General features: G+C 49.3%; 35 protein-coding genes. 31 read left to right on the plus strand and 4 right to left on the minus strand.

Translation table 11 applies throughout. The annotated features are described in order from the left end of the window. Positions 1–1,150: IS256 family transposase (locus Afil_RS08495; RefSeq protein WP_230268137.1), on the minus strand; the 1,150-nt coding region annotated here is incomplete at its 3' end. A 589-nt stretch (positions 1,151–1,739) separates the two neighbouring features. Between Afil_RS08495 and rpsJ the strand changes: the two genes are divergently transcribed. The 23 genes from rpsJ to Afil_RS11140 all read left to right on the plus strand — a co-directional run bounded on the left by rpsJ (position 1,740) and on the right by Afil_RS11140 (position 13,600). Further along, on the plus strand, positions 1,740–2,051 hold the full coding sequence (rpsJ, locus tag Afil_RS08500) for a 30S ribosomal protein S10 (protein ID WP_230268138.1): 312 nt from the start codon (positions 1,740–1,742) through the stop codon (positions 2,049–2,051). A 14-nt stretch (positions 2,052–2,065) separates the two neighbouring features. Then, a complete protein-coding gene (gene rplC, locus Afil_RS08505) occupies positions 2,066–2,755 on the plus strand; it encodes a 50S ribosomal protein L3 (protein ID WP_230268139.1) in 690 nt (229 codons plus the stop codon). Then, positions 2,755–3,384 carry a 50S ribosomal protein L4 gene (rplD, locus tag Afil_RS08510; protein WP_230268140.1) on the plus strand — a complete coding sequence of 210 codons (630 nt, stop codon included), beginning with the start codon at positions 2,755–2,757 and terminating at the stop codon, positions 3,382–3,384. The genes rplC and rplD overlap by 1 nt, the downstream gene beginning before the upstream one ends. Beyond that, the gene (gene rplW, locus Afil_RS08515) at positions 3,384–3,677 is read left to right on the plus strand and encodes a 50S ribosomal protein L23 (protein WP_230268141.1); all 294 of its coding nucleotides are present in this window, start codon (positions 3,384–3,386) and stop codon (positions 3,675–3,677) included. The genes rplD and rplW overlap by 1 nt, the downstream gene beginning before the upstream one ends. A gap of 160 nt (positions 3,678–3,837) precedes the next feature. Further along, entirely contained in the window at positions 3,838–4,671 is an 834-nt protein-coding gene (gene rplB / locus Afil_RS08520) for a 50S ribosomal protein L2 (RefSeq protein ID WP_230268142.1), read from the plus strand. A 17-nt stretch (positions 4,672–4,688) separates the two neighbouring features. After that, a complete protein-coding gene (rpsS, locus tag Afil_RS08525) occupies positions 4,689–4,967 on the plus strand; it encodes a 30S ribosomal protein S19 (RefSeq protein WP_230268143.1) in 279 nt (92 codons plus the stop codon). A 9-nt stretch (positions 4,968–4,976) separates the two neighbouring features. Then, positions 4,977–5,312 carry a 50S ribosomal protein L22 gene (gene rplV, locus Afil_RS08530; RefSeq protein ID WP_230268144.1) on the plus strand — a complete coding sequence of 112 codons (336 nt, stop codon included), beginning with the start codon at positions 4,977–4,979 and terminating at the stop codon, positions 5,310–5,312. Positions 5,313–5,323: 11 nt separating this feature from the next. Beyond that, complete coding sequence (gene rpsC, locus Afil_RS08535; RefSeq protein ID WP_230268145.1) at positions 5,324–6,193, plus strand: 30S ribosomal protein S3; 870 nt, start codon at positions 5,324–5,326, stop codon at positions 6,191–6,193. Beyond that, positions 6,193–6,609 (plus strand): 50S ribosomal protein L16, encoded by a 417-nt coding sequence (gene rplP, locus Afil_RS08540; RefSeq protein WP_230268146.1) that lies wholly within the window; start codon positions 6,193–6,195, stop codon positions 6,607–6,609. The genes rpsC and rplP overlap by 1 nt, the downstream gene beginning before the upstream one ends. A 2-nt stretch (positions 6,610–6,611) precedes the next feature. Next, entirely contained in the window at positions 6,612–6,803 is a 192-nt protein-coding gene (gene rpmC / locus Afil_RS08545; protein ID WP_230268147.1) for a 50S ribosomal protein L29, read from the plus strand. A gap of 17 nt (positions 6,804–6,820) precedes the next feature. Continuing rightward, the gene (rpsQ, locus tag Afil_RS08550) at positions 6,821–7,081 is read left to right on the plus strand and encodes a 30S ribosomal protein S17 (RefSeq protein WP_230268148.1); all 261 of its coding nucleotides are present in this window, start codon (positions 6,821–6,823) and stop codon (positions 7,079–7,081) included. An 18-nt stretch (positions 7,082–7,099) separates the two neighbouring features. Continuing rightward, complete coding sequence (rplN, locus tag Afil_RS08555) at positions 7,100–7,468, plus strand: 50S ribosomal protein L14 (RefSeq protein WP_230268149.1); 369 nt, start codon at positions 7,100–7,102, stop codon at positions 7,466–7,468. Between the two features lie 12 nt (positions 7,469–7,480). Then, positions 7,481–7,813: a 50S ribosomal protein L24 gene (gene rplX, locus Afil_RS08560; RefSeq protein WP_230268150.1), complete on the plus strand. Its 333-nt coding sequence runs from the start codon at positions 7,481–7,483 to the stop codon at positions 7,811–7,813. Positions 7,814–7,824: 11 nt separating this feature from the next. Then, entirely contained in the window at positions 7,825–8,367 is a 543-nt protein-coding gene (rplE, locus tag Afil_RS08565) for a 50S ribosomal protein L5 (RefSeq protein ID WP_230268151.1), read from the plus strand. A gap of 9 nt (positions 8,368–8,376) precedes the next feature. Continuing rightward, the gene (locus tag Afil_RS08570; protein ID WP_019893566.1) at positions 8,377–8,562 is read left to right on the plus strand and encodes a type Z 30S ribosomal protein S14; all 186 of its coding nucleotides are present in this window, start codon (positions 8,377–8,379) and stop codon (positions 8,560–8,562) included. Between the two features lie 17 nt (positions 8,563–8,579). Beyond that, positions 8,580–8,978, plus strand: coding sequence for a 30S ribosomal protein S8 (gene rpsH, locus Afil_RS08575; protein WP_230268152.1), 399 nt, complete (start codon positions 8,580–8,582; stop codon positions 8,976–8,978). A 25-nt stretch (positions 8,979–9,003) separates the two neighbouring features. Then, on the plus strand, positions 9,004–9,549 hold the full coding sequence (gene rplF / locus Afil_RS08580; RefSeq protein WP_230268153.1) for a 50S ribosomal protein L6: 546 nt from the start codon (positions 9,004–9,006) through the stop codon (positions 9,547–9,549). Between the two features lie 18 nt (positions 9,550–9,567). Next, positions 9,568–9,924: a 50S ribosomal protein L18 gene (gene rplR, locus Afil_RS08585; protein WP_230268154.1), complete on the plus strand. Its 357-nt coding sequence runs from the start codon at positions 9,568–9,570 to the stop codon at positions 9,922–9,924. 9 nt (positions 9,925–9,933) lie between these two features. After that, complete coding sequence (gene rpsE / locus Afil_RS08590) at positions 9,934–10,446, plus strand: 30S ribosomal protein S5 (RefSeq protein ID WP_230268155.1); 513 nt, start codon at positions 9,934–9,936, stop codon at positions 10,444–10,446. Positions 10,447–10,461: 15 nt separating this feature from the next. Further along, positions 10,462–10,899, plus strand: a complete 438-nt coding sequence (rplO, locus tag Afil_RS08595) for a 50S ribosomal protein L15 (RefSeq protein ID WP_230268156.1) — start codon at positions 10,462–10,464, stop codon at positions 10,897–10,899. A gap of 1 nt (position 10,900) precedes the next feature. Continuing rightward, positions 10,901–12,208 (plus strand): preprotein translocase subunit SecY, encoded by a 1,308-nt coding sequence (gene secY / locus Afil_RS08600; protein ID WP_230268157.1) that lies wholly within the window; start codon positions 10,901–10,903, stop codon positions 12,206–12,208. 58 nt (positions 12,209–12,266) lie between these two features. Then, positions 12,267–12,920 (plus strand): adenylate kinase, encoded by a 654-nt coding sequence (locus Afil_RS08605; RefSeq protein WP_230268158.1) that lies wholly within the window; start codon positions 12,267–12,269, stop codon positions 12,918–12,920. A gap of 545 nt (positions 12,921–13,465) precedes the next feature. Next, positions 13,466–13,600 (plus strand): hypothetical protein, encoded by a 135-nt coding sequence (locus Afil_RS11140; RefSeq protein ID WP_255658341.1) that lies wholly within the window; start codon positions 13,466–13,468, stop codon positions 13,598–13,600. Between the two features lie 6 nt (positions 13,601–13,606). Here Afil_RS11140 and Afil_RS08610 read toward each other — a convergent pair whose 3' ends face one another. The 3 genes from Afil_RS08610 to Afil_RS08620 are packed head-to-tail and all read right to left on the minus strand — an operon-like array spanning position 13,607 to position 15,250. Beyond that, positions 13,607–14,107, minus strand: a complete 501-nt coding sequence (locus Afil_RS08610) for a cysteine hydrolase family protein (protein ID WP_230268159.1) — start codon at positions 14,105–14,107, stop codon at positions 13,607–13,609. A 5-nt stretch (positions 14,108–14,112) separates the two neighbouring features. After that, the gene (locus tag Afil_RS08615; RefSeq protein WP_230268160.1) at positions 14,113–14,808 is read right to left on the minus strand and encodes a hypothetical protein; all 696 of its coding nucleotides are present in this window, start codon (positions 14,806–14,808) and stop codon (positions 14,113–14,115) included. Between the two features lie 7 nt (positions 14,809–14,815). After that, the gene (locus Afil_RS08620; protein WP_230268161.1) at positions 14,816–15,250 is read right to left on the minus strand and encodes a hypothetical protein; all 435 of its coding nucleotides are present in this window, start codon (positions 15,248–15,250) and stop codon (positions 14,816–14,818) included. A gap of 1,063 nt (positions 15,251–16,313) precedes the next feature. Between Afil_RS08620 and rpmJ the strand changes: the two genes are divergently transcribed. The 8 genes from rpmJ (at position 16,314) to Afil_RS08660 (ending at position 20,372) form a co-directional block, all read left to right on the plus strand. Next, complete coding sequence (gene rpmJ, locus Afil_RS08625; RefSeq protein WP_075819078.1) at positions 16,314–16,427, plus strand: 50S ribosomal protein L36; 114 nt, start codon at positions 16,314–16,316, stop codon at positions 16,425–16,427. Between the two features lie 21 nt (positions 16,428–16,448). Next, a complete protein-coding gene (gene rpsM / locus Afil_RS08630; RefSeq protein WP_230268162.1) occupies positions 16,449–16,814 on the plus strand; it encodes a 30S ribosomal protein S13 in 366 nt (121 codons plus the stop codon). A gap of 22 nt (positions 16,815–16,836) precedes the next feature. Then, positions 16,837–17,226, plus strand: coding sequence for a 30S ribosomal protein S11 (gene rpsK, locus Afil_RS08635; RefSeq protein ID WP_230226636.1), 390 nt, complete (start codon positions 16,837–16,839; stop codon positions 17,224–17,226). Positions 17,227–17,380: 154 nt separating this feature from the next. After that, complete coding sequence (locus Afil_RS08640) at positions 17,381–18,340, plus strand: DNA-directed RNA polymerase subunit alpha (RefSeq protein WP_230268163.1); 960 nt, start codon at positions 17,381–17,383, stop codon at positions 18,338–18,340. Between the two features lie 9 nt (positions 18,341–18,349). Next, the gene (gene rplQ / locus Afil_RS08645; RefSeq protein WP_230268164.1) at positions 18,350–18,712 is read left to right on the plus strand and encodes a 50S ribosomal protein L17; all 363 of its coding nucleotides are present in this window, start codon (positions 18,350–18,352) and stop codon (positions 18,710–18,712) included. A 144-nt stretch (positions 18,713–18,856) separates the two neighbouring features. Further along, a complete protein-coding gene (locus Afil_RS08650; protein ID WP_230268165.1) occupies positions 18,857–19,444 on the plus strand; it encodes an O-methyltransferase in 588 nt (195 codons plus the stop codon). Next, complete coding sequence (locus Afil_RS08655; RefSeq protein ID WP_230268166.1) at positions 19,437–19,817, plus strand: hypothetical protein; 381 nt, start codon at positions 19,437–19,439, stop codon at positions 19,815–19,817. Before Afil_RS08650 ends, Afil_RS08655 begins: the two co-directional genes overlap by 8 nt. Positions 19,818–19,910: 93 nt before the next feature. Beyond that, a complete protein-coding gene (locus tag Afil_RS08660; RefSeq protein WP_230268167.1) occupies positions 19,911–20,372 on the plus strand; it encodes a hypothetical protein in 462 nt (153 codons plus the stop codon). The last annotated feature ends 232 nt before the right edge of the window (positions 20,373–20,604 follow it).

Genomic DNA, 20,604 nt, shown 5'->3' on the forward strand with positions numbered 1-20,604 from the left:
ATTTCTTCTCAAGCTCCACAATGCGTAGATACAAAGCCTTATAAACTGAATCCTCATTTGGAAACGAGCCCTTTTTTGTTACTTTTCGCAGGCTGGAGTTAACCGACTCAATCGCATTGGTTGTATATATTATCTTTCGGACAGCGCTGCCGTGGTTAAACAGCTGGAGTACGTGATGAAAGTTACGTTCCCAGACGCTCACGGCACCAGGATATTGGCTCCATTTCTCCTCAAATTCATCGAAAGCACCCTCTGCTTCTTTAGCGTTCAAAGCACCGTAGACTCTCTTGATATCCTTGCGGAAACCAGCTCTTTCTTTGTTTGGAATATATTTAAGCGAGTTACGAAGAATATGAACAATGCAGCGCTGCACAGTAACGTTCGGAAATACAGCCTGAGCGCCGCTTTCAAGCCCGCTTACACCGTCCATGGACAGGAAAAAGATGTCTTCTATGCCTCGTGCCTTCAGTTCGTCAAAGATCTCCATCCAAAAGTGCCTGGACTCGCTCTCGCCGATCCAGATGCCAAGGATATCTTTGCAGCCTTCCGTGTCATAGCCAAGAACCACATATACAGCCTGTTCTTTTGCACCACGATCGGTTTTGACCGATACATAAAGGCAATCGACGAATACGAAAGGATAGCACTTCTTCAGGGGACGATGACGCCACTCATCAACAACCGGATAGACACGATCAATGATGTTTGAAATCGTATCCGCAGAGACCGGGAAGCCATAGATATCCTGGATGATGTCGGAGATGTCGCGCTGCGACATGCCCTGGCCATACATACGGAGTATTTTGTCCTCGATATCTGAAATATCCCGACTGCCTTTAGGAACAGCCTGCGGTTCGAATGTACCAAGGCGATCACGAGGAATACGCAGATCCAGCTCGCCCTGAGAAGACCTTACCGTCTTCTCAGAATAGCCGTTGCGGCGGTTATCCGTCGATTTAGGGGCATGCGATCCGCTGGTATAGCCGAGATGCGAATCAAGCTCTCCCTGGAGCATCTGCTCAAGGACAGGGCAAAAGATTTCCCTGATGAGGTCTGAGGCTTCTTTAAACGTCTTAGGTTTGTATTTCTTAACGATGGTTGAAGCAATCTGTTTCTGAAGGGCTGGTGCAGCTTTAGCTTTACGTGGCATAAGTGGTCTCCTTGTATAAATTTGTCAGGCTCAAGCTGATTGTATCAGTCTGATGCCTTGATGGAATTTACACAAAAGACCTTACACTCTCGATCGGAAGCCTGACGCCTGCGAGAATTCTGAGACTCTGGTGAATGATACATGAATCAGAGAGGACCGAGAACACTCAGGAGGATCAATGGAATGTCACAGCCATTTATACAGAAGCATCCACGTGCTGAGAACAGAGAAAAGCGGATTCGAAAAACGTACATAACTTCGATTTGGCGACGTCTTTTTTATCGTTTTGCCAAATACGAAATGACGACGTCAGGATTAAAAGAGTAAAAGCGCTTACACAATGATGAAAGAATTTTTCAATACGGAAAGAGGCTGAAAATCCGAAAAAGCCTTTACTCGTCGGGCCGGATCTTAAGAAAATGTAAAAATCGCCGAGAAATATCGCTTGTAATGAGGGGGATATTCTGATAGACTGTTCAAGCACTGCGAGGAAGTGCGAGGTTGCTGACCCACTGAAATACGTTGTCATGGAATGGGTTGGGGAATTCGCACAGAGCATGTTTATCAAGAATAAACGAAAGGAGTAACCATGGCAAAAAACACAATGAGAATCCGCTTGAAAGCGTACGAGCATCGCATTCTGGACGACAGCGCGAAGAAAATCGTTGAAGCTGCCCAGAAACATGGTGCAAAGAAAGTGGTTGGACCTGTACCTCTGCCAACAGAAAAACAGATCGTGACCATTCTTCGTGCGGTTCACAAGTACAAAGATTCCCGTGAACAGTTCGAAATCCGTACGCACAAGCGTCTGATCGAAATTGTTTCGCCGAACAAGGAAACTATCGATGCACTGCAGAGACTGGAACTGCCCAGCGGCGTTGACATCGAAATCAAACTTTAATGGAGGAAGTCATCGTGAAAGGTTTGTTAGGAAGAAAGTTAGGGATGACTCAGGTCTTCACAGAAGATGGCGTCCTGATTCCTGTAACTGTAATCGAAGCCGAACCCAACATTGTGCTGCAGGTGAAAACCGTTGAAACAGACGGCTACAATGCTGTACAGCTTGGTTTCGAAGACGTAAGAGAAAAACGTTCGACAAAACCTGAAATCGGACATGCCAAAAAAGCTGGCACTGCCCCGAAACGTTTTGTCCGCGAAGTCCGCGACTGTGACCTGGAAGTTCAGCCAGGCGACGCAGTAAGCGTAGACATCTTTACTGCTGGAGAAACTGTCGACGTAATCGGCACATCCAAAGGTAAAGGATATATGGGTACCATTTACCGCAACAATGCGCATCAGGGCCCAAAAACACATGGTGGATCCAAGAACATCCGTCACATCGGATCTCTGGCTACCAACGGTATTACATCCCGTCAGGGACGCATCATGAAGGGTACTGCAATGCCTGGTCATGAAGGTGCCAAACGCACAACTGCTCAGAACCTGACCGTAATCAAAGTTGATCCGGAAAACAACTACGTACTGATCAAAGGAAACGTTCCTGGTCCTAAAAAAGGAATGGTTATGATCCGCACAGCCAAAGCTTCTAAAGGCGATAAGGCTCCTGTAGTTCTGATCAACCGCACAGAGGAGGCTGGAGAATAATGGCACTCATCAATGTACTGAATCAGATGGGCGAAGTTGTCGGCTCCATCGAGCTGAACGACAGCATCTTCGCCATTGAACCGCATAAAGACGCTCTGTACGAAGCTGTTAAAATGCAGCAGGCCGGCAAGCGTCAGGGAACGCACTCCGTTAAAGGCCGCAGCGAAGTAAGCGGCGGCGGACGTAAGCCCTACCGTCAGAAAGGCACCGGACGTGCCCGTCAGGGTTCCATCCGTGCTGCACAGTGGAGAGGCGGCGGAATTGTATTCGGCCCGACTCCCCGTGATTACTCCTACAGAATCAATAAGAAAGTTCGCCGTCTGGCTCTGAAATCTGCGCTTTCCAGCAAGGTTCAGGACAACGAATTCGGCGTACTGAACGCTCTGGTATTCGACGCTCCGAAAACAAAAGAATTCGCAGCTGTTGTGGAAGCAATCAAAGCTCCAAGCAAGACCCTGTTCGTTGTAGGCATGGACGAAGATACAGATAATGCTTATCTCTCCGCCCGCAACATCCCGGATGTCATGATGATGAACTCCCGTGGCATCAACGTTTACGACCTGCTCAACGCAAACCAGGTGTTCATGACTGAACAGGCTGTAAAAGAAGTAGAGGAGGCCCTCGCTTAATGAAAGACTACAGAGATGTACTGATCCGTCCGGTTATCACAGAACAGTCCGTAGCCGCGATGGAAGACGAAGGCAAATACACCTTCGAAGTGCCGAAACAGACCAACAAGATCGAAGTTCGTCAGGCTGTTGAAAATCTGTTCGGCGTTAAGGTTGAAAAAGTCAACATCAGCAATACCAAAGCCCATACAAAACGCAGAGGCGCTACAGTCGGCGTTGTCAATGGTTTCAAGAAAGCCGTTGTTACTCTGAAGAAGGGCGAAAAGATCGACATCTTCGGCGAAGAAGAATAAACGATCCATAGCTTCCTTCCTCTATCTATATAGAGACAAGGAAAATTCGCAAAACTGATTCCGAGGATCGAAGCCGATCCGATAAAAAGAAACGGTTTTGCATCAGGGAGAAGACGCTATTTCCTGAATAAACATCGCGTATTGAGAGGAGAAAAAGTTTATGCCAATCAAAAAGTATAAACCGACTACACCCGGCCGCCGTGGAATGTCTGTTCTGACTTTCGAAGAAATCACAAAGACAACTCCGGAACGCAGCCTGACTGCTCCGCTGAAATCCAAAGGCGGACGCAACAACACAGGCCGCATCACCACCCGTCACCAGGGCGGCGGTCACAAGAGAACTTACCGTATCATCGACTTCAAACGAAACAAGGACAGCATCCCTGCAACCGTTAAGGCGATTGAATATGACCCAAACCGTACTTGCAACATCGCTCTCGTAGCATATGCGGACGGTGAAAAACGCTACATCCTCGCTCCGAAAGGCCTCGAGGTCGGCGCTAAAATCGTTTCCGGTCCGGAAACGGATATCAAAGTCGGAAACGCATGCGAACTGCGCAACATGCCTGAAGGTACGATCGTTCACAACGTTGAGCTCCGTCCTGGCAAAGGCGGCCAGATGGCCCGTGCAGCCGGTGCTTCCGCACAGATTCTCGGTATTGAAGACAAATACGTTACGATGCGTCTGACATCCGGCGAAGTTCGCAAGGTACTCGGAACCTGCCGCGCTACTGTTGGCGCAGTCGGCAACGAAGACCACGCTCTGGTTAACCTCGGTAAAGCCGGAAGAACCCGCTGGAAAGGCGTTCGCCCGACAGTACGCGGTTCTGTAATGAACCCGAACGATCACCCGCATGGCGGTGGTGAAGGCCGTACGCCGATCGGCCGCAAGTCTCCAATGACGCCGTGGGGCAAGAAGGCTCTTGGCGTGAAGACACGTGCTAAGAAGAAAGCGTCGAACAAACTGATCGTACGCAGAAGAAACGGCAAATAGACAAGGAGAACGTTGAAATGAGTCGTAGTTTGAAAAAAGGACCTTTCGTCGACGAAAGCCTTATGAAAAAAGTTCAGGCTCTGAACGCTTCCAATAAAAAAGAAGTCATTAAGACCTGGAGCCGTCGTTCAACTATTTTCCCTGAATTCGTTGAACACACATTTGCCGTATACAACGGCAAGGAACACGTACCTGTGTTCGTAACCGAAGACATGGTTGGACACAAGCTCGGTGAGTTTGCCCCAACCCGCAAATACCTCGGCCACGCAGCCGATGACAAGAAAGGCAAGAAGTAGGAGGTCAGTATGGAAGCAAGAGCAACCGCAAAAACACTTCGCATTCAGCCCCGTAAAGCCAGACTTGTCCTGGACCTGATCCGCGGCAAAAATGTTGAAGAAGCTGCAGCCATCTGCAAGTTCACTCCCAACAAAGGCGGTGAAATGGTCGGCGCAGTCCTCAAAAGCGCAGTCGCCAACGCGGTGAACAACCACGAAATGGACGAAGAAAAACTGTATGTAAAAGAATGCTACGCAAACGAAGGCGTAACACTCAAGCGCTTCATGCCTCGTGCAAAAGGCAGCGCCAGCCCGATTCATAAACGTACCAGCCATATCACTGTTGTTGTGGCTGAGAAAGACTAAGGAGGAACACCATGGGTCAGAAAGTAAGCCCGATTGGAATGCGGACCGGTATCATCCGTGACTGGCAGTCCAGATGGTATGCAGATGATAAAGAATTCTCGAAACTCCTGATGGAAGACGTGAAGATCCGCGAATTCGTCGAGAACTATTATGCAAATCTCTCCAAAGCAGCAGCAGATAAGAGAAAAGCCGATCCTCAGATCTCGAGAATCGAAATTGAAAGAACGCAGAACCGAATGACTCTGATCATTCGTACTGCTCACCCAGGCGTTGTCATTGGTCAGGATGGAAAATCCATTGAAGGCCTGAAAAAAGCCCTGCAGAAAATGACTTCGGTTAAAAACCTGCAGATCAACGTCGTAGAAATCGCCAACCCGAACCTGGACGCTCGTCTGGTGGCTCGCTGGATCGCGAACGAACTCGAAAACCGTAAATCGTTCCGTGCAACCCAGAAGAAAGCCATCCAGAACACCATGCGTTCCGGTGCGAAAGGCATCAAGACATCTGTTTCCGGCCGTCTTGGCGGAGCAGATATCGCCCGTACCGAAGGTTATTCCGAAGGTGTTGTACCACTGCACACACTTCGTTCGGATATCGACTATGCCCTTGAAGAAGCAGCTACCACTTACGGCCGTCTTGGCGTAAAAGTATGGATCTGCCGCGGTGAAGTTCTCCCTGGAGAAATGGTTAAAGAACCGGAAGCTCCAAAACAGAGACGCACTCGTCCTGCAAGAGGCAGAAACGGACGCAACGGCAACGACCGCCGTCAGGGCGGCAGAGGTGCCGGACGTCAGCCCCGCAGAGAAGGCGGACGCAGAGACAGCCGTTCCAATGCGAACGCTGCACCTGCCGCCGCAGCTCCTAAAGGAGGTAACGAATAATGTTAATGCCAAAGCGTACGAAGTACCGTCGTCCGCATCGTCTTTCCTACGAAGGACGTTCCAAAGCCGGCCGTAACGTCGAATTCGGCGAATACGGTCTGGTAGCAGACAGCGGCAACTACGTTTCCAACCGTCAGATCGAGGCAGCCCGTATTGCCATGACCCGTTACATGAAACGTGGCGGTAAAGTATGGATCCGGATCTTCCCGCATCTGGCCAGAACCAAAAAACCTCTTGAAGTCCGCATGGGTTCCGGTAAAGGTGCTCCAGAAGGATGGGTAGCTGTTGTTAAACCCGGCCGCGTAATGTTCGAAGTTGGCGGCGTACCGGAAGAAGTAGCTCGCGAGGCGCTCCGCCTGGCCAGCCACAAGCTTCCAGTTAAAACTCGTTTTGTTAAGAAAGGAGAAACTGAATAGTCATGAAGGCAAGTGAACTTCGCACAAAGACAGAAGCTGAACTGCTGCAGGAACTCAATCTCCTCAAAGATGAGCTGTTCAATCTCCGCTTCAAACAGGCAACTGGCCAGCTCGAGAATACTGCACGTCTTAAAGCGGTTAAAAAAGACATCGCCCGCATCAAAACCGTACTGGGCGAAATGAAACAGGCTTAATCAGGGAGGACTTGGACATGGAAGAAAGAAACAACCGAAAAGTTTACCGTGGCAGAGTCATTTCTGACAAGATGGACAAAACTGTTACGGTTGCCGTTGAAACGATGAAAAAACATCCGCTCTACGGCAAGCGCGTTAAATACACTAAGAAATTCAAAGCCCACGATGCGAAAAACGAAGCTAGAGAAGGAGATCTCGTTGAAATCATGGAAACAAGACCTCTTTCCAAAACCAAACGTTTCCGTCTGGTTAGCGTAGTGGAAAAAGCACGCGGCTAGAGTCAGGAGGAAGAGCAAATGATTCAAAATGAAAGCCGTTTGCGCGTAGCCGACAACACGGGTGCCAAGGAAGTCCTTGTCATTCGTCCTCTTGGCGGAAGCAAGCGCAAATTTGCCAACATCGGTGATGTCGTTGTCTGTGCTGTTAAACAGGCAGCTCCTGGCGGAGCCGTTAAAAAGGGTGACGTTGTAAAAGGCGTAATCGTTCGTTCCAAATACGGCGTACGTCGCGACAACGGAACCTACATCAAGTTCGACGACAACGCAGTCGTTCTGATCAAAGATGACAAAACCCCCCGGGGTACTCGTATTTTCGGCCCGGTTGCCCGTGAACTTCGTGACCACGACTTCATGAAGATCGTTTCTCTGGCACCGGAAGTGCTGTAAGGAGGATTTCTCGTGAAGATTAAAAAAGGTGACAAAGTTCAGGTAATGACCGGAGCTTACAAAGGAACCATCGGCGAAGTCCTTGCTGCATTCCCGAAAGAAGGCAAAGTCATCGTTGAAGGTGTCAACATCGTCAAAAAGCACATGAAACCGACCCAGTCCAACCCGGATGGCGGAATCGTTGAAAAAGAAGCGAAGATCGATGCATCGAACGTCGCTCTCTACGACGAAAAAGCCAAAGAAGCCGGCCGCATTGGCGTTAAGGTTTCCGTTGACGAAAATGGCAAGAAAACAAAAGTCCGCTACTTCAAGAAGAGCGGCAACGAACTGAAAGAAAAGAAGTAGGAGGATAGTAAATGAACCGGTTAAAAGAAAAATACCAGTCCGAGATCGTCCCGGCTATGATGAAGCAGTTCAACTATTCTTCCGTTATGCAGGTTCCGAAGATCGAAAAAGTCGTAATCAACATTGGTGTCGGCGATGCGATCCAGAACTCGAAATATCTTGACGAAGCTGTAGAAGAACTCGCAGCGATTTCCGGTCAGCAGCCGGTAATCACAAAGGCGAAAAAATCCATCGCGAACTTCAAGGTTCGTGAAGGCATGCCGATCGGCTGCAAGGTAACCCTGCGCGCGGACAGAATGTATGAATTCCTGGACAAACTGTTCAACATCTCTCTTCCGCGTGTAAGAGACTTCCGCGGTGTTTCAGACAGCGCCTTTGATGGACGCGGCAACTACACTCTCGGTGTTAAGGAACAGATCATCTTCCCGGAAATCGACTTCGATAAAGTCAACAAATCCCGTGGTATGGATGTCGTTATCGTAACCACCGCAGATACCAACGAAGAGGCAAAAGAGCTCCTTACCGCTCTTGGCATGCCCTTCGTTAAGAAATAGGAGGAACTCATGGCAAAAAAAGCGATGAAGTTGAAACAGCAGCGTCCTCAGAAATTCAAAGTTCGCGAGTACACTCGCTGTCAGAGATGCGGACGTCCGCACTCCGTACTGAAAAAATACGGCATCTGCCGTATCTGCTTCCGTGAACTGGCTTACAAAGGCCAGATCCCGGGTGTGAAAAAGGCTAGCTGGTAAGCAGGGAGGAAACAAGCATGACAATGACTGATCCGATCGCGGATATGCTCACCCGCATCCGCAACGCTCTTGCTCAGAAGCATGAGACTGTCTCCATGCCTTCCAGCAAAGAGAAGGAAAGAATTGCTAAAATCCTGGTCGAAGAAGGCTACATCAACGGTTTCTCCACAGAAGCTGACGGTGTTAAGAAAACGCTGACCATCGATCTGAAATACGGCAAGAACGGAGAACGCGTAATCTCCGGTCTGAAGAGAATTTCCAAGCCAGGCTTCCGTGTATACGCCGGCGCAGACAACCTGCCACGCGTACTGAACGGACTTGGCACTGCGATCATCTCCACATCCCACGGTGTGATGACCGATCGCGACGCAAAGAAAGCCAATGTAGGCGGCGAAGTACTCGCCTACATCTGGTAATAGTTCAGCAGGAGGAAAATACTGAATGTCACGTATCGGCAATAAACTGATTACCATTCCTGCCGGCGTAACTGTTGAAGTTGCTCCAGGGAATGAGGTGACTGTCAAAGGTCCTAAGGGAACTCTGACAAGAAAGTTCTCCGACATCCTCACGATCGAGGTTGAAGGAAACGAAGTAACTGTAAAACGTCCAAACGATCTCAAGGCCACAAAACAGCTGCACGGAACAACCCGTGCTCTGCTGCACAACATGGTAGTCGGCGTATCTGAAGGCTTCCAGAAAGATCTTGAACTCGTTGGTATCGGTTTCCGTACAGCGGTTAAAGGAAACAAGCTGACCATGAACGTCGGCTACTCCCACCCCGTTGAAAAAGAAATCTTCGAAGGACTCGAAGTAACCTGCCCAAGCGCAACCACAATTACCGTTAAGGGCATTGACAAGCAGCTCGTCGGCGAATTCGCTGCAGAAGTGCGCGCAGTTCGCAAACCTGAGCCTTACAAAGGAAAAGGTATTCGCTATAAAGGTGAACATATCCGTCGTAAGGAAGGTAAGACTGCTGGTAAGAAATAGTGGGAAAGGAGCAAGACTATGATTAAAAAACAGTCAAAAAACGAAGCAAGACAGAAACGTCATCTTCGCGTTCGCAAGAATGTCAGCGGAACTCCTGAATGCCCACGTCTGAACGTATTCAGAAGCAACGCCAACATCGAAGCCCAGATCATTGACGATACAAAAGGTCATACTCTGGTATCCGCTTCTTCCGTAGCCATGAAGCTCGAAAACGGCGGAAACATCGAAGCTGCCAAGAAAGTCGGCGCAGAAATTGCCCGCCGCGCTCTTGAAAGCAATATCAAGAAAGTCGTATTTGACCGCGGCGGATATCTCTACACCGGCCGTGTTCAGGCTTTAGCTGATGCCGCTCGCGAAGGCGGCCTGGAGTTCTAGGAGGTCGCCATGGCAAACAACGATAGAAGACAGAGAAGAGAACCGAAAGAGTTCGACGAACAGGTCATTTCCATCAACCGAATCTCCAAAACCGTAAAAGGCGGTCGTAAAATGCGTTTTGCGGCTCTGGTGGTTGTTGGTGACCGTAAAGGCCGTGTCGGTGTAGGTACCGGCAAGGCAAAAGAAGTACCGGAAGCGATCCGTAAAGCTACCGAAGCTGCACGTAAGAACATGTTCCTCGTGCCAATCGTTGGAACAACCATTCCACACGAAGTTACCGGTAAATACGGCGCTGGTGCTGTATTCATGAGACCCGCTACAGAAGGTACCGGTGTTATCGCCGGCGGCGCTACACGTGCCGTTCTGGAGCTGGCCGGTATCACCGATATCCTGACCAAGAACCTCGGCAGCCGTACAAAAATCAACACTGTACGTGCTACTGTGGAAGGACTTAAATCCCTGCGTACCCTGGATCAGGTAGCTGAACTTCGCGGTAAGAAACCCGAAGAAATCCGCGGGTAAGAAGGAGGAAACGAAATGAAACTGCATGAACTTTCCCAGAGTCAGTCCCGCAAAGCGAGAAAAAGAGTAGGACGCGGACCTGGTTCCGGCCTCGGCAAAACTGCCGGCCGCGGACAGAAAGGTCAGAAAGCCCGTTCCGGCGGCGGCGTTCGTCTCGGATTTGAAGGCGGACAGACCACACTGGCCCGCCGTCTTCCAAAGCGCGGCTTTACCAACTTCAACCGTAAGGAATATGCCATCATCAACGTGGCAGATCTGAACCGTTTTGAAGACGGAACCCACGTAACGCCACAGCTTCTCAAGGAAACCGGCATGCTGAAAAAACAGCTCGCTGGTGTCAAAGTCCTCGGTGAAGGAACTCTCGAGAAGAAGCTCACCGTAAGTGCTGCAAAATTCTCCAAGAGTGCTGAAGAAGCCATCGTCAAAGCAGGCGGAACCGTAGAGGTTCTCTAAAATGAAAACTGTTAAGGCAATCTTTGAGAACAAGGACATCCGTAACCGTCTCCTGTTCACTCTCTTTGCCTTCCTGGTGTACCGTCTGGGATGCGCAATTACCGTCCCCGACGTAAACACCGCCGGACTGGTTGGCAGCCTGGAAAATAACAGCCTGTTTGCGATGATGAGCCTGCTTGGAGGCGGCGGACTGGAACAGTTCTCCGTTTTCGCAATCGGTGTTACTCCCTATATCACCGCTTCCATCATCATCCAGCTCTTAAGCACGGATGTTATCCCAGCGCTGACTGAACTTTCCAAACAGGGTGCAACCGGACGCAAGAAACTCGATCAGTACACCCGCTATCTGGCGGTTGTCTTCGGTTTCGTGCAGTCCATCTCCCTGACGTACAGCTTTAACAATATGTACAGCGGTCTGTTCTACAACGGTCTTTCGACCGCCAGACTTCTGTACGTTGCCATGATCTTTACTGCAGGCTCCATGTTCCTGGTATGGCTTGGTGACCAGATCTCCTTAAAAGGCCTCGGCAACGGTATGTCCATGATCATCATGGCCGGTATCGTCGGCCGCATGCCGCAGCAGTTCTCTGCTGCGTGGTCTTCCCTGGTTACCGGTGCAGACGGTGCAGCTGCTCCCGCAAACGGAGGCTGGATCTTCGCCGCCTACATCCTCGTCTACCTGCTGATCATCGTCTTTGTCGTACTGATCAACACGGCAGAGCTGAAAATTCGAATCCAGTACACTTCGAGTTCTATGTCTCTGTCCAAAAAGGCTACGATGAACTACCTGCCGCTGAAGATTAATACGGCTTCCGTTATCCCAGTCATCTTTGCTTCTTCGGTAATGATGGCTCCGATTCAGGTCGCCAGCTTCTTCGCAAACGGCGCTTCCTGGTACACCACCATGTCCAACTGGCTTGGCCTTCGTACCTGGTACTCGCTGACCATCTACGTAGTTCTGATTATTCTGTTTACCTTCTTCTACTCCAAGATGCAGGTTAACCCGGAGCAGGTCGCTGAGAACCTCGCCAAATCTGGCGCATACATTCCCAGCGTTCGTCCAGGCAAGCAGACGGAAACCTATCTGGACAAAGCCCTTTCCCGTATTACCGTACTCGGCGCGCTGGCCCTTTCGGCTATCGCTGTTCTCCCGCATCTGATGCCTCTCATCTGGCCTCAGCTGCCGACGTCCATGGCTCTGGGTGGCACCGGAATGATCATCGTTGTCGGTGTTGCGATTGAGACCGTACGTCAGATTCAGGGACTGGTAACCCAGAAAGCGTACAAGAAGTACTACGACTTCGATTAATCAACACGAAACTATGAATCCGGCTGATTAACTCAGCCGGATTTTTTGGAGACAGACTATGAATATTTTAATTATGGGAGCCCCAGGCTCTGGCAAAGGAACCTTCAGCAGCCGTCTGAAAGAAACGTACAACCTTGACCATATTTCTACCGGCGATCTGTTCCGCGAAAACATTTCCAAAGGAACCGATCTGGGCAAGGAAGCCAAAAGCTGCATCGATGCCGGTCACCTTGTACCGGATGATATCGTTAACCGCATGGTTCTGGACTACCTCGCTAACCGCATGGACAAATCCAAGGACGGCTATCTGCTCGACGGCTATCCCCGCACGCTCGAACAGGCTAAAACCTTCAAGAAGATGACCGATTCCACGGATCTGGCTACCGATGTCGTTCTTTACCTCGACGTCCCGGAAGATGTGCTGACCAAGCGCATTCTCGGCCGCCGTTCCTGCCCGAACTGCGGCGAAATTTTCAATATCTACTTCAAACCGTCCGCAAAGGAAGGCATCTGCGACAACTGCGGTCATGAACTGACTTACCGCGCAGATGACAACGAAGAAAGTCTGAAAACACGTCTCGGCGACTACCATGCCCTGACGGAACCAGTGATCGGCTTCTATCACGATCTTGGCCTCCTCAAAAAAGTGGATGCTAACCGCGATTTTGAAGCGATCTGGACAGACATTGTCGAAAACCTGAAGCAGGCATAACATTCCGACCTTGCCTGCTCTACGATTCGATTCTGATGCGCGTCCTGGGAAATCCAAATCTTTATCCCCGTTTTGGATTCTGATCCGCACCGTTTCGAATCGCATTTGCCTCAAAACGATATTCATCTCTAGTTCTGTTTTCTGTTTCAAAGCGTAAAATCACACGCCATTCCGCTCCCCCGCAAGCTGCGGATTCATGCAACAGGAACGCAGGATATTAGAGTCGATCGATCCTCAATCCCTGCTTTTCTTTCGAAAAGGGGGATTTTTTTAATACGCCAACGCCGTTCATCCGATCGGCAGCTCCGTTTCAACGACACCCGATCAGTGGGCCCCCATCGCCCTAAAACGACAGATGACAGGTCAGCTGCAAGCCGGAATTGCGCCTTAAACACAGTCAAAAAGGTGTCTGATATTTCTGCATATCCAAAACCGTACTCCCGTGAAGCGGGCATAATAAAAGTACAGATGAACTCTTCAAAAGAGCTATTCTGTCTCATCATCATCAGCGGCCATCGCCGCATAAACAGGAGATGTAATCAACCATGGATAGAAAAATGAATCCAGATCATAAGGACATTGCGCAAGACTGGATGAGCGTTCGGCATTCGGTTCATCAGTACAACGGAACGCCGTTGCCCATGGAAAATCAGAAAAAAAGCGTCAGTTCGGACGCCTGAATGGGTTCAGAATGCGGTATTCATCTGCGATGCACCAATGGTTCTTTTCATGACCGTGATCGCGGCTTCATGGCCTCTGGAGCCTCCATTGCTTGCGCAATAGTTCAGGAGCACTTCGAAGGGAATATCGGATTCGAATGCGTCGGTGCAGCTTTTCAGTACGCAGCAGTCGGTATCGATCCCGACAAAGTAAAGCCGGTCAATGGAATTCTGCGCAAGAAATTCCCTGAACTCATCCGTAAAACAGGAATAGATCTTTTTCTGGATAATCCGTTCACTTACCTGCGCGACGAAAGGATCCACCTGCGTAGAAGGCGTGTTTTCCATCAGACCCGTCCAGCCCATTCGAGAGACATAGGGGGAATCTGGCGTGTTAATAAACTGGGTAGCGACGAAATGATCAAAATGCCGCCGGGACAGCAATGTTTTGAGGTTTGAAGGGACATCTTCCGTCGCAGGGGATAAAAACCCTTTCTGTACATCAATGATCACCAGACAGTCAGACATCGAAATCACCCCTTCTTGATAATAAAAATAATACCAGAGACAAAGATGATCCCGGCAGCCGTTATCCAGAAGAAGCGCCATCCATCCGTAAGCTGTTCTTCGAAAAGGGAAAAGAGCGTAGTCAGAATATCCAGATACGCAATGATGAAAAGCAGGATTTCACTTAGCCAGCCATATTTGCGCTGACGCTGGTTTTCCTCGGTTGTACGATCTTCAATCAGATATTCCAGGCGCTCAATAAGCTGATCCTTGTACTCCGTAAGTCCGCTCGACTCGATCAGCGCATTTCGAATTCTTGAAACGTAAACCGGCATGCTGGAATCCGCGGTCGTCATGAACTGATTGTAGCGAGTAAGGTACTGATTCCGTAATTTTCGCAGACTCAGGGAAGAAGCGGTTTCGGTGTCGGGACAGCCGAGATCCTGTAAAAGACAATACGTATACATCCACATGGCCTGCAAATCGATTTCCAGTGCATCCATAAACCGGACATAGTCTTTTCGAATTTCCCTGGAAGAGGTTATTACGGCAGCCCAGCTGATGTATACGTCGATATCTTCCCTTAATTCATAATCGTGAGGCAGCTCAACATCGGAAAGATCGGACTGATAGGGATCATGCATGTCATCTGTCAGAGGACATACGAAGGAATCTTCTTCATTGGCAAGGCTTGGCATCAGAAGAATTTTTAAAGATTTCACAAATGTGTCATCCGTTTTCATCATTTCCATATACTCCGCTATACTCCGCTGGATCAAGCCCTGTACAGAAATGACTGACGGTCATGACATACGACAATCCATTCGATTCCCAGTCTTCTTTCGAACTCTGCCGATGAGAGGAAGGAATGAGCGCACAAATCTGATGAAGCGCACGCAGCGTTTTCTGCATGGCGAGGGAAACAGCCGGATCTTCAAAACTGCAGATCCGGCTGTGCGCTTCGCGCCGGGAACGGCAGTAGTCCTTGGCAAACTGAGCTTTGCGAATGAGAAAGGAATCGTCGCACAAGGAGAAAACGGCAATGCCGCTTTTAAAGATATACAGATCAAGCCGGCTTTGAATATGCCAGCCTGCAGCAAGATCCGGGGAAAGCTTAACCAGAAATTCGGATCGTTCGACAGGAGCAAAATGATTCAGGCTCATGTACCGATCGATATGTTCCAGAGAGGTACCAGTTAATTCGCCGCCCAGATCGGCGGGGATATAGCGCCAGGGCTGAATAAAGGGTGAAGGGCATACGGTCTCCTGCTCAGGACTTGATCCTGCTGCAGACAAATCGGCCGTCGGACAGAAAAGGTAAGACAGAACGCCCAAAAGAGCAAGAAGAGAAGACAGAATATCCAGATTTCATATTTCGTCAGTTTCTTCTGCACAACGCATCGTGTCGGATGGTTTTACAGGCAGGATGAGCAAGTCAAATGAGAATTTTATTTCCATATATAATACGGACTGGTCTACGACAAACCAGATCGATTTCTGAGGATGGATAAGAAGTGAAAAGAATGAACCGAATAAAACCAAAAATGAAATCAAATCATCGGCTTCTTCTTCTCCCCCTCAACCCGCACATCGTCTATAGATGCCTGTTGTTTTCAGGTGCATTCGATGCCAGCGCGAAAATGAGAACGAAATAACAGAGCAAGGAAATATCATCGAGCGTATTTCTGTGCCGGGACCGATGGATAATCGAAGCCGAAGGGGATTGCCGCCAGCAAACCGGCTGACCCTTGCATGAATCCATAATGGATATTTCATGTCGAATCGCTGAACGAACTGTTTTTCCTTTTTGACGGAACAGGCAGTCTGGAAAGGAAAAAGAGTCCCATAAGAGGAGAATGTTTCGTTTTCCGCTAAGATAAAGGAGAAGAAGTACGTACGGGCAGAAAAGACCCGTCCGGATTCGTTCACAAACTTTCACAAAATGTTTCAAATGGGTCATAACTTGAAACGAAAGGCAATTGCGTCTATACTGATTAGGCGCAATTTGTTTTACCAATGGTTCCTGAACGTGAATCATCAGGGCAGCGCCCTCAGCCGTCCGGCCCGCGGTCAGTGCCCGAAAGGGAATTCCGTGAACGCCGCGAAAGCGACAAGTAATGGATCGCGCCATCAGAAATTTCAATCATCACGTTTCTGCTAAAATACGCTCACTGTGTATGAGCGGATTTTAGAAGGTTGAATACGTGAATACGAAAGGGGTATACACATGAAAGTAAGACCATCCGTGAAACCCATCTGTGACAAATGCCGTGTCATCCGCCGCAAAGGCAGAGTCATGGTAATTTGCGAAAACCCGAAGCATAAACAGAGACAGGGTTAATTAGGACAACAGGAGGAACAAATGGCTCGTATTGCAGGAGTTGACATTCCAAATAACAAACGGTCTGTCATTGCCTTAACTTATATTTATGGAATCGGCAAACCTACTGCCGAAAAGATCCTTGCAGACTGCAAGATCAGCGAAGACACCCGCATCAAAGATCTGAGCGAAGCAGAAATGAACGCACTGCGTAAAGCAGTTGACCAGATCAAGGTAGAAGGCGACCTTCGCCGTGAAGTACAGCTGAACATCAAACGTCTGATGGAAATCGGCTGCTACAGAGGTATCCGTCACCGCAAAGGACTTCCAGTTCGCGGTCAGAGAACCAAGACTAATGCCAGAACACGCAAGGGCAAGGCGAAAACAGTAGCCAACAAGAAGAAGTAGAAAGGACTGGTGAAATACTGATATGGCAAAGAAACAGCAGATTAGAAAACGTCGCGTTAAAAAGAATGTTGCCAGAGGTATGGCGCACATCCACTCTACATTCAACAACACGATCGTAACCATTACCGACGAAGGCGGTAACGCAATTTCCTGGAGCTCCGCTGGAGCACTCGGCTTCAAGGGAAGCCGTAAGAGCACACCGTATGCAGCACAGATGGCTGCTGAGGCTGCAGGCAAGGCTGCAATGGATCACGGTATGAAATCCGTTGCGGTTGAAGTAAAAGGTCCAGGTCCTGGACGTGAAGCCGCTGTCCGTGCTCTGCAGGTTGCAGGTCTGGACATCACAATGATCAACGACGTAACACCTATTCCCCATAACGGATGCCGTCCGCCGAAGAGACCACGCGGCTAATCCATCCGGATCAATTCATTTCCTGAACATCACTGATCCATTGGCCAGCCGGCTATTCCGGTTTCGGGTCAATCCATTTTGTTTTGGATGAAATCCGGTCAATGATAAGGAAAGAATTCATCGCTCTATTGGGAAATAAAGGAGGCCCGGCAGAATGACTAACTACGAGATTACTACGCTGGAAGAGACTGATACCCTTGGAAAATTCGAAATGTCGCCTCTCCCGGATCAGTTCGGAATTACCCTGGGAAATTCACTGAGAAGAGTGCTTCTCTCTGCAATTCCTGGAGGCGCTGTCTTCAGCATTCGAATTGATGACGTCTATCACGAGTTTACAGGTGTGGAGGGCGTCACCGAAGACGTTTCGGCGATCATCCTGAACCTGAAAAAACTGATTCTGAGTATCGATATCAGCGACAACGAGATTTATACATTGCGCATTCATGAAACAGGACCATGCGTTGTCACTGCAGGCGATATTCAGTGCCCGGAAGGGGTTAAAGTGCTTAACCCGGATCTTCCGATCTGTACTCTGTCTGCCGGTAAGGAATTTTCCATGGAAATGCAGGCCAAACTTGGCCGCGGCTTTGTGGCAGCTGATATCAACAAGCACCGCCACGCTGGCCCGAACTCCCCGATCGGAGTCATCTACACCGATTCTCTTTTCTCCCCGGTAGTACGCGTTGCCTATTCCACACGTTCGGAATACAACGAGGACCACAAGCCTTATGACGTACTGACGATGGAGATTGAAACCGACGGAACTCTCAAACCGTTCCAGACGCTCGCCATCGCATCGAAGATCCTGCGCGATCACCTTGCGATTATCGGTGAAGCCAATGTGGCGCAGGAGGATCCGGCTCTTGAAGAAGAAGAGATTCTCAAGGAACGCAATGCATCGCTCAAATCCAAGATGATTGAAGACCTTGAACTTTCGGTTCGTTCCTACAACTGTCTGAAACGTGCCGGTATTTCCACCGTAGATGAACTGTGCCAGAAGACTGAATACGAAATGCAGCATGTCAGAAACCTTGGCAAGAAATCGCTGCTTGAAATCAAAGACAAAATCTACTCCCTCGGTCTTTCCTTTAAGGCCGGCGGAGATAATCAATAGGAGTCAAAGATGAAAAACCGTAAACTCGGCCGCACTTCTGATCATCGTAAAGCCCTGCTTCGCAACATGGCCACTTCGCTGATCGAAAACGGCTCAATGGAAACCACTGAAATGAAAGCCAAAGAGCTCAGTTCAGTGATGGATCGTCTCGTCACTCTCGCTAAACGTGGAGATCTTCACGCTCGCCGTCAGGCAGCTGCGTTTGTTCGCAACGTTGAAGTTGATGACGAAGGCACTACTGCTCTGCAGAAACTGTTCGACGAAATCGGACCCGCTTATGCGGATCGTACCGGCGGATACACACGTGTTGTTAAAACACGCATCCGTCGCGGTGATGCTGCTCCGATGGCAATCGTTGAATTCGTGAAGTAAACGATCATATAACCAATTTGAAGAAGGCTTCGGCCTTCTCTTTTTTTCGCTCTTTTGAAAAATCTGGACCGAGATACTCTTTCGTCTGTTCAAAAAACCGGGAGTCCGTCAAAGCGGAAATATGAATTGTGATACCATAAAACCATGAGTACGTTTGAACAGCTTACGCAGTATGGACATGCCCATCAGATCCCGATTCTGATGGACGAGTCGATGGAATGGCTGGAGAAAATTCTTCTGGAATACCGTCCTTCGACCTTTCTTGAAATTGGAACCGCCATTGGCCGAACTTCCATTGAAGCGGCCCGCATTCTCCCCGATCTTCAGGTCATGACGATTGAGCGGGATCCTGAAATGGCCGCCCAGGCCAGGAAAAACATCGAAGCCAGTGAACAGAAAGATCGCATTACCTTTATTGAAGGCGACGCCCGAGATGTCGATCTGAGCGGCCAGACATTTGATCTGATTTTTATCGATGCTGCCAAAAGCCAGTACAGACGCTTTTTTGAGAAATACAGTCCGCTACTTTCCGAGAATGGTCTGATCATTACCGACAACATGTTTTTCCATGGCCTGGTCGAACATCCGGAACGAACGCATAATCGACATACGAAAGGTCTGATTCGAAGACTTCGGGCGTACTGGGAGTTTCTTGAAACCAACGAGGAGTTTGAAACGACCATTCTGAACATCGGGGATGGTCTCGCTCTCACAAGGAGGAAACATGCTTAAATTCTTATTGAAAACTGGTGCCGTCGTCGCAGCAGCCGGGCTTGTACTCGGTCTGATTAAGAAATACGAAGACGACCGCGCTATGGACGAGGAAGACTGGGATTACGAAATCCAGAAAACTCCGGAAACCGACGCAGATGACGCAGCGAAGGAAACGCCGACGGATACCGCAGAAGTAAAATCTGCACCGGAAGAAACCGCCAAGCCAGAACCGGCAGAAGAGAGCACAGACGAAGAACAGTCTCTTCCTGCCATTCTTCCCGAAGAAGAACCCGTACCGGTTACAGACGAATCCGTAACGGCTGAAACGACGACACCGGAACACGAATCCGAAACGCCAGCGGAAAACAAGCCGAAATCCACTGAAGAATAAAGTCTCTTCCTCTTATGAGGAAAAGAAAGCAGGCTGCTGTACAGCTTCCGATTAGAGCTGTCCAAAATCCGCCTGAAGAAAGAAGGGTAAATCATGAAAGGTCTCAACAGGTTTCTGAAATTTGTGGCCGCTCTGGCGGCGATCGCCGCTGCCGTCGCAGCCATTGTGTATTTCTTCGAACGGCGCAACCGTGAGATGGAAGAGCTAGACGCCTATCTGATGGGCGATGATCCAACGTCCTCTTCCACCGATTTCGTTTCCTCGAATACAGATGCTGCACCGGATTATCTGAAAGAAGACTTTGAACAGCTGGGCACGCTCGATCAGGGCGAAATCATTAACGTATCCCTGATGGCAAGCCCCAACGATGTACAGGCTGTCCAGGAACAGCTGGCCGCAGCCGGGTATTCGAGCACATACGATCACGAAGGCATGATTCTCGACATTACGCTCAGCGGTCCGAAAGACGAACAGGAAATTCAGGAGTTCGTTGAGGAACTCGAAAAGATTTTAAGCAGCCGCAGCGTCGAGTATATCGGCTACGCCCTCGAATAATCTGAAAAAAGGATCAGATCCAATTCAACAGAAACAAGGCTCTCGCAACGGACGAACCAGCCCGGAAAGCGAGAGCCTTTTTGTATGCGGATGATCTGTTCTCAAATTGTAAGCGTCAAATAAAAGACGGGTATTTTCTCGACCGCCTCCTTGGGATAATTCCTTTATTCAAGGAGGCTTTTTCATGGAATCAATCATCCCTGCAATCGATCTCGGTATCGATTTCTCCAAA

The sequence above is a fragment of the Allobaculum fili genome (genome assembly GCF_020969955.1).
GTDB classification, from domain to species: Bacteria; Bacillota_I; Bacilli_A; order Erysipelotrichales; family Erysipelotrichaceae; genus Allobaculum; species Allobaculum fili.

Bases quoted from the DNA above. Each gene is read 5' to 3' on its own strand.
- rpsJ (WP_230268138.1), top strand. From the start codon at position 1,740: ATGGCAAAAAACACAATGAGAATCCGCTTGAAAGCGTACGAGCATCGC.
- rplD (WP_230268140.1), top strand. From the start codon at position 2,755: ATGGCACTCATCAATGTACTGAATCAGATGGGCGAAGTTGTCGGCTCC.
- rplW (WP_230268141.1), top strand. From the start codon at position 3,384: ATGAAAGACTACAGAGATGTACTGATCCGTCCGGTTATCACAGAACAG.
- rplB (WP_230268142.1), top strand. From the start codon at position 3,838: ATGCCAATCAAAAAGTATAAACCGACTACACCCGGCCGCCGTGGAATG.
- rpsS (WP_230268143.1), top strand. From the start codon at position 4,689: ATGAGTCGTAGTTTGAAAAAAGGACCTTTCGTCGACGAAAGCCTTATG.
- rplV (WP_230268144.1), top strand. From the start codon at position 4,977: ATGGAAGCAAGAGCAACCGCAAAAACACTTCGCATTCAGCCCCGTAAA.
- rpsC (WP_230268145.1), top strand. From the start codon at position 5,324: ATGGGTCAGAAAGTAAGCCCGATTGGAATGCGGACCGGTATCATCCGT.
- rplP (WP_230268146.1), top strand. From the start codon at position 6,193: ATGTTAATGCCAAAGCGTACGAAGTACCGTCGTCCGCATCGTCTTTCC.
- rpmC (WP_230268147.1), top strand. From the start codon at position 6,612: ATGAAGGCAAGTGAACTTCGCACAAAGACAGAAGCTGAACTGCTGCAG.
- rpsQ (WP_230268148.1), top strand. From the start codon at position 6,821: ATGGAAGAAAGAAACAACCGAAAAGTTTACCGTGGCAGAGTCATTTCT.
- rplN (WP_230268149.1), top strand. From the start codon at position 7,100: ATGATTCAAAATGAAAGCCGTTTGCGCGTAGCCGACAACACGGGTGCC.
- rplE (WP_230268151.1), top strand. From the start codon at position 7,825: ATGAACCGGTTAAAAGAAAAATACCAGTCCGAGATCGTCCCGGCTATG.
- Afil_RS08570 (WP_019893566.1), top strand. From the start codon at position 8,377: ATGGCAAAAAAAGCGATGAAGTTGAAACAGCAGCGTCCTCAGAAATTC.
- rpsH (WP_230268152.1), top strand. From the start codon at position 8,580: ATGACAATGACTGATCCGATCGCGGATATGCTCACCCGCATCCGCAAC.
- rplF (WP_230268153.1), top strand. From the start codon at position 9,004: ATGTCACGTATCGGCAATAAACTGATTACCATTCCTGCCGGCGTAACT.
- rplR (WP_230268154.1), top strand. From the start codon at position 9,568: ATGATTAAAAAACAGTCAAAAAACGAAGCAAGACAGAAACGTCATCTT.
- rpsE (WP_230268155.1), top strand. From the start codon at position 9,934: ATGGCAAACAACGATAGAAGACAGAGAAGAGAACCGAAAGAGTTCGAC.
- rplO (WP_230268156.1), top strand. From the start codon at position 10,462: ATGAAACTGCATGAACTTTCCCAGAGTCAGTCCCGCAAAGCGAGAAAA.
- secY (WP_230268157.1), top strand. From the start codon at position 10,901: ATGAAAACTGTTAAGGCAATCTTTGAGAACAAGGACATCCGTAACCGT.
- Afil_RS08605 (WP_230268158.1), top strand. From the start codon at position 12,267: ATGAATATTTTAATTATGGGAGCCCCAGGCTCTGGCAAAGGAACCTTC.
- Afil_RS11140 (WP_255658341.1), top strand. From the start codon at position 13,466: ATGGATAGAAAAATGAATCCAGATCATAAGGACATTGCGCAAGACTGG.
- Afil_RS08610 (WP_230268159.1), bottom strand. From the start codon at position 14,107: ATGTCTGACTGTCTGGTGATCATTGATGTACAGAAAGGGTTTTTATCC.
- Afil_RS08620 (WP_230268161.1), bottom strand. From the start codon at position 15,250: ATGAGCCTGAATCATTTTGCTCCTGTCGAACGATCCGAATTTCTGGTT.
- rpmJ (WP_075819078.1), top strand. From the start codon at position 16,314: ATGAAAGTAAGACCATCCGTGAAACCCATCTGTGACAAATGCCGTGTC.
- rpsM (WP_230268162.1), top strand. From the start codon at position 16,449: ATGGCTCGTATTGCAGGAGTTGACATTCCAAATAACAAACGGTCTGTC.
- rpsK (WP_230226636.1), top strand. From the start codon at position 16,837: ATGGCAAAGAAACAGCAGATTAGAAAACGTCGCGTTAAAAAGAATGTT.
- Afil_RS08640 (WP_230268163.1), top strand. From the start codon at position 17,381: ATGACTAACTACGAGATTACTACGCTGGAAGAGACTGATACCCTTGGA.
- rplQ (WP_230268164.1), top strand. From the start codon at position 18,350: ATGAAAAACCGTAAACTCGGCCGCACTTCTGATCATCGTAAAGCCCTG.
- Afil_RS08650 (WP_230268165.1), top strand. From the start codon at position 18,857: ATGAGTACGTTTGAACAGCTTACGCAGTATGGACATGCCCATCAGATC.
- Afil_RS08655 (WP_230268166.1), top strand. From the start codon at position 19,437: ATGCTTAAATTCTTATTGAAAACTGGTGCCGTCGTCGCAGCAGCCGGG.
- Afil_RS08660 (WP_230268167.1), top strand. From the start codon at position 19,911: ATGAAAGGTCTCAACAGGTTTCTGAAATTTGTGGCCGCTCTGGCGGCG.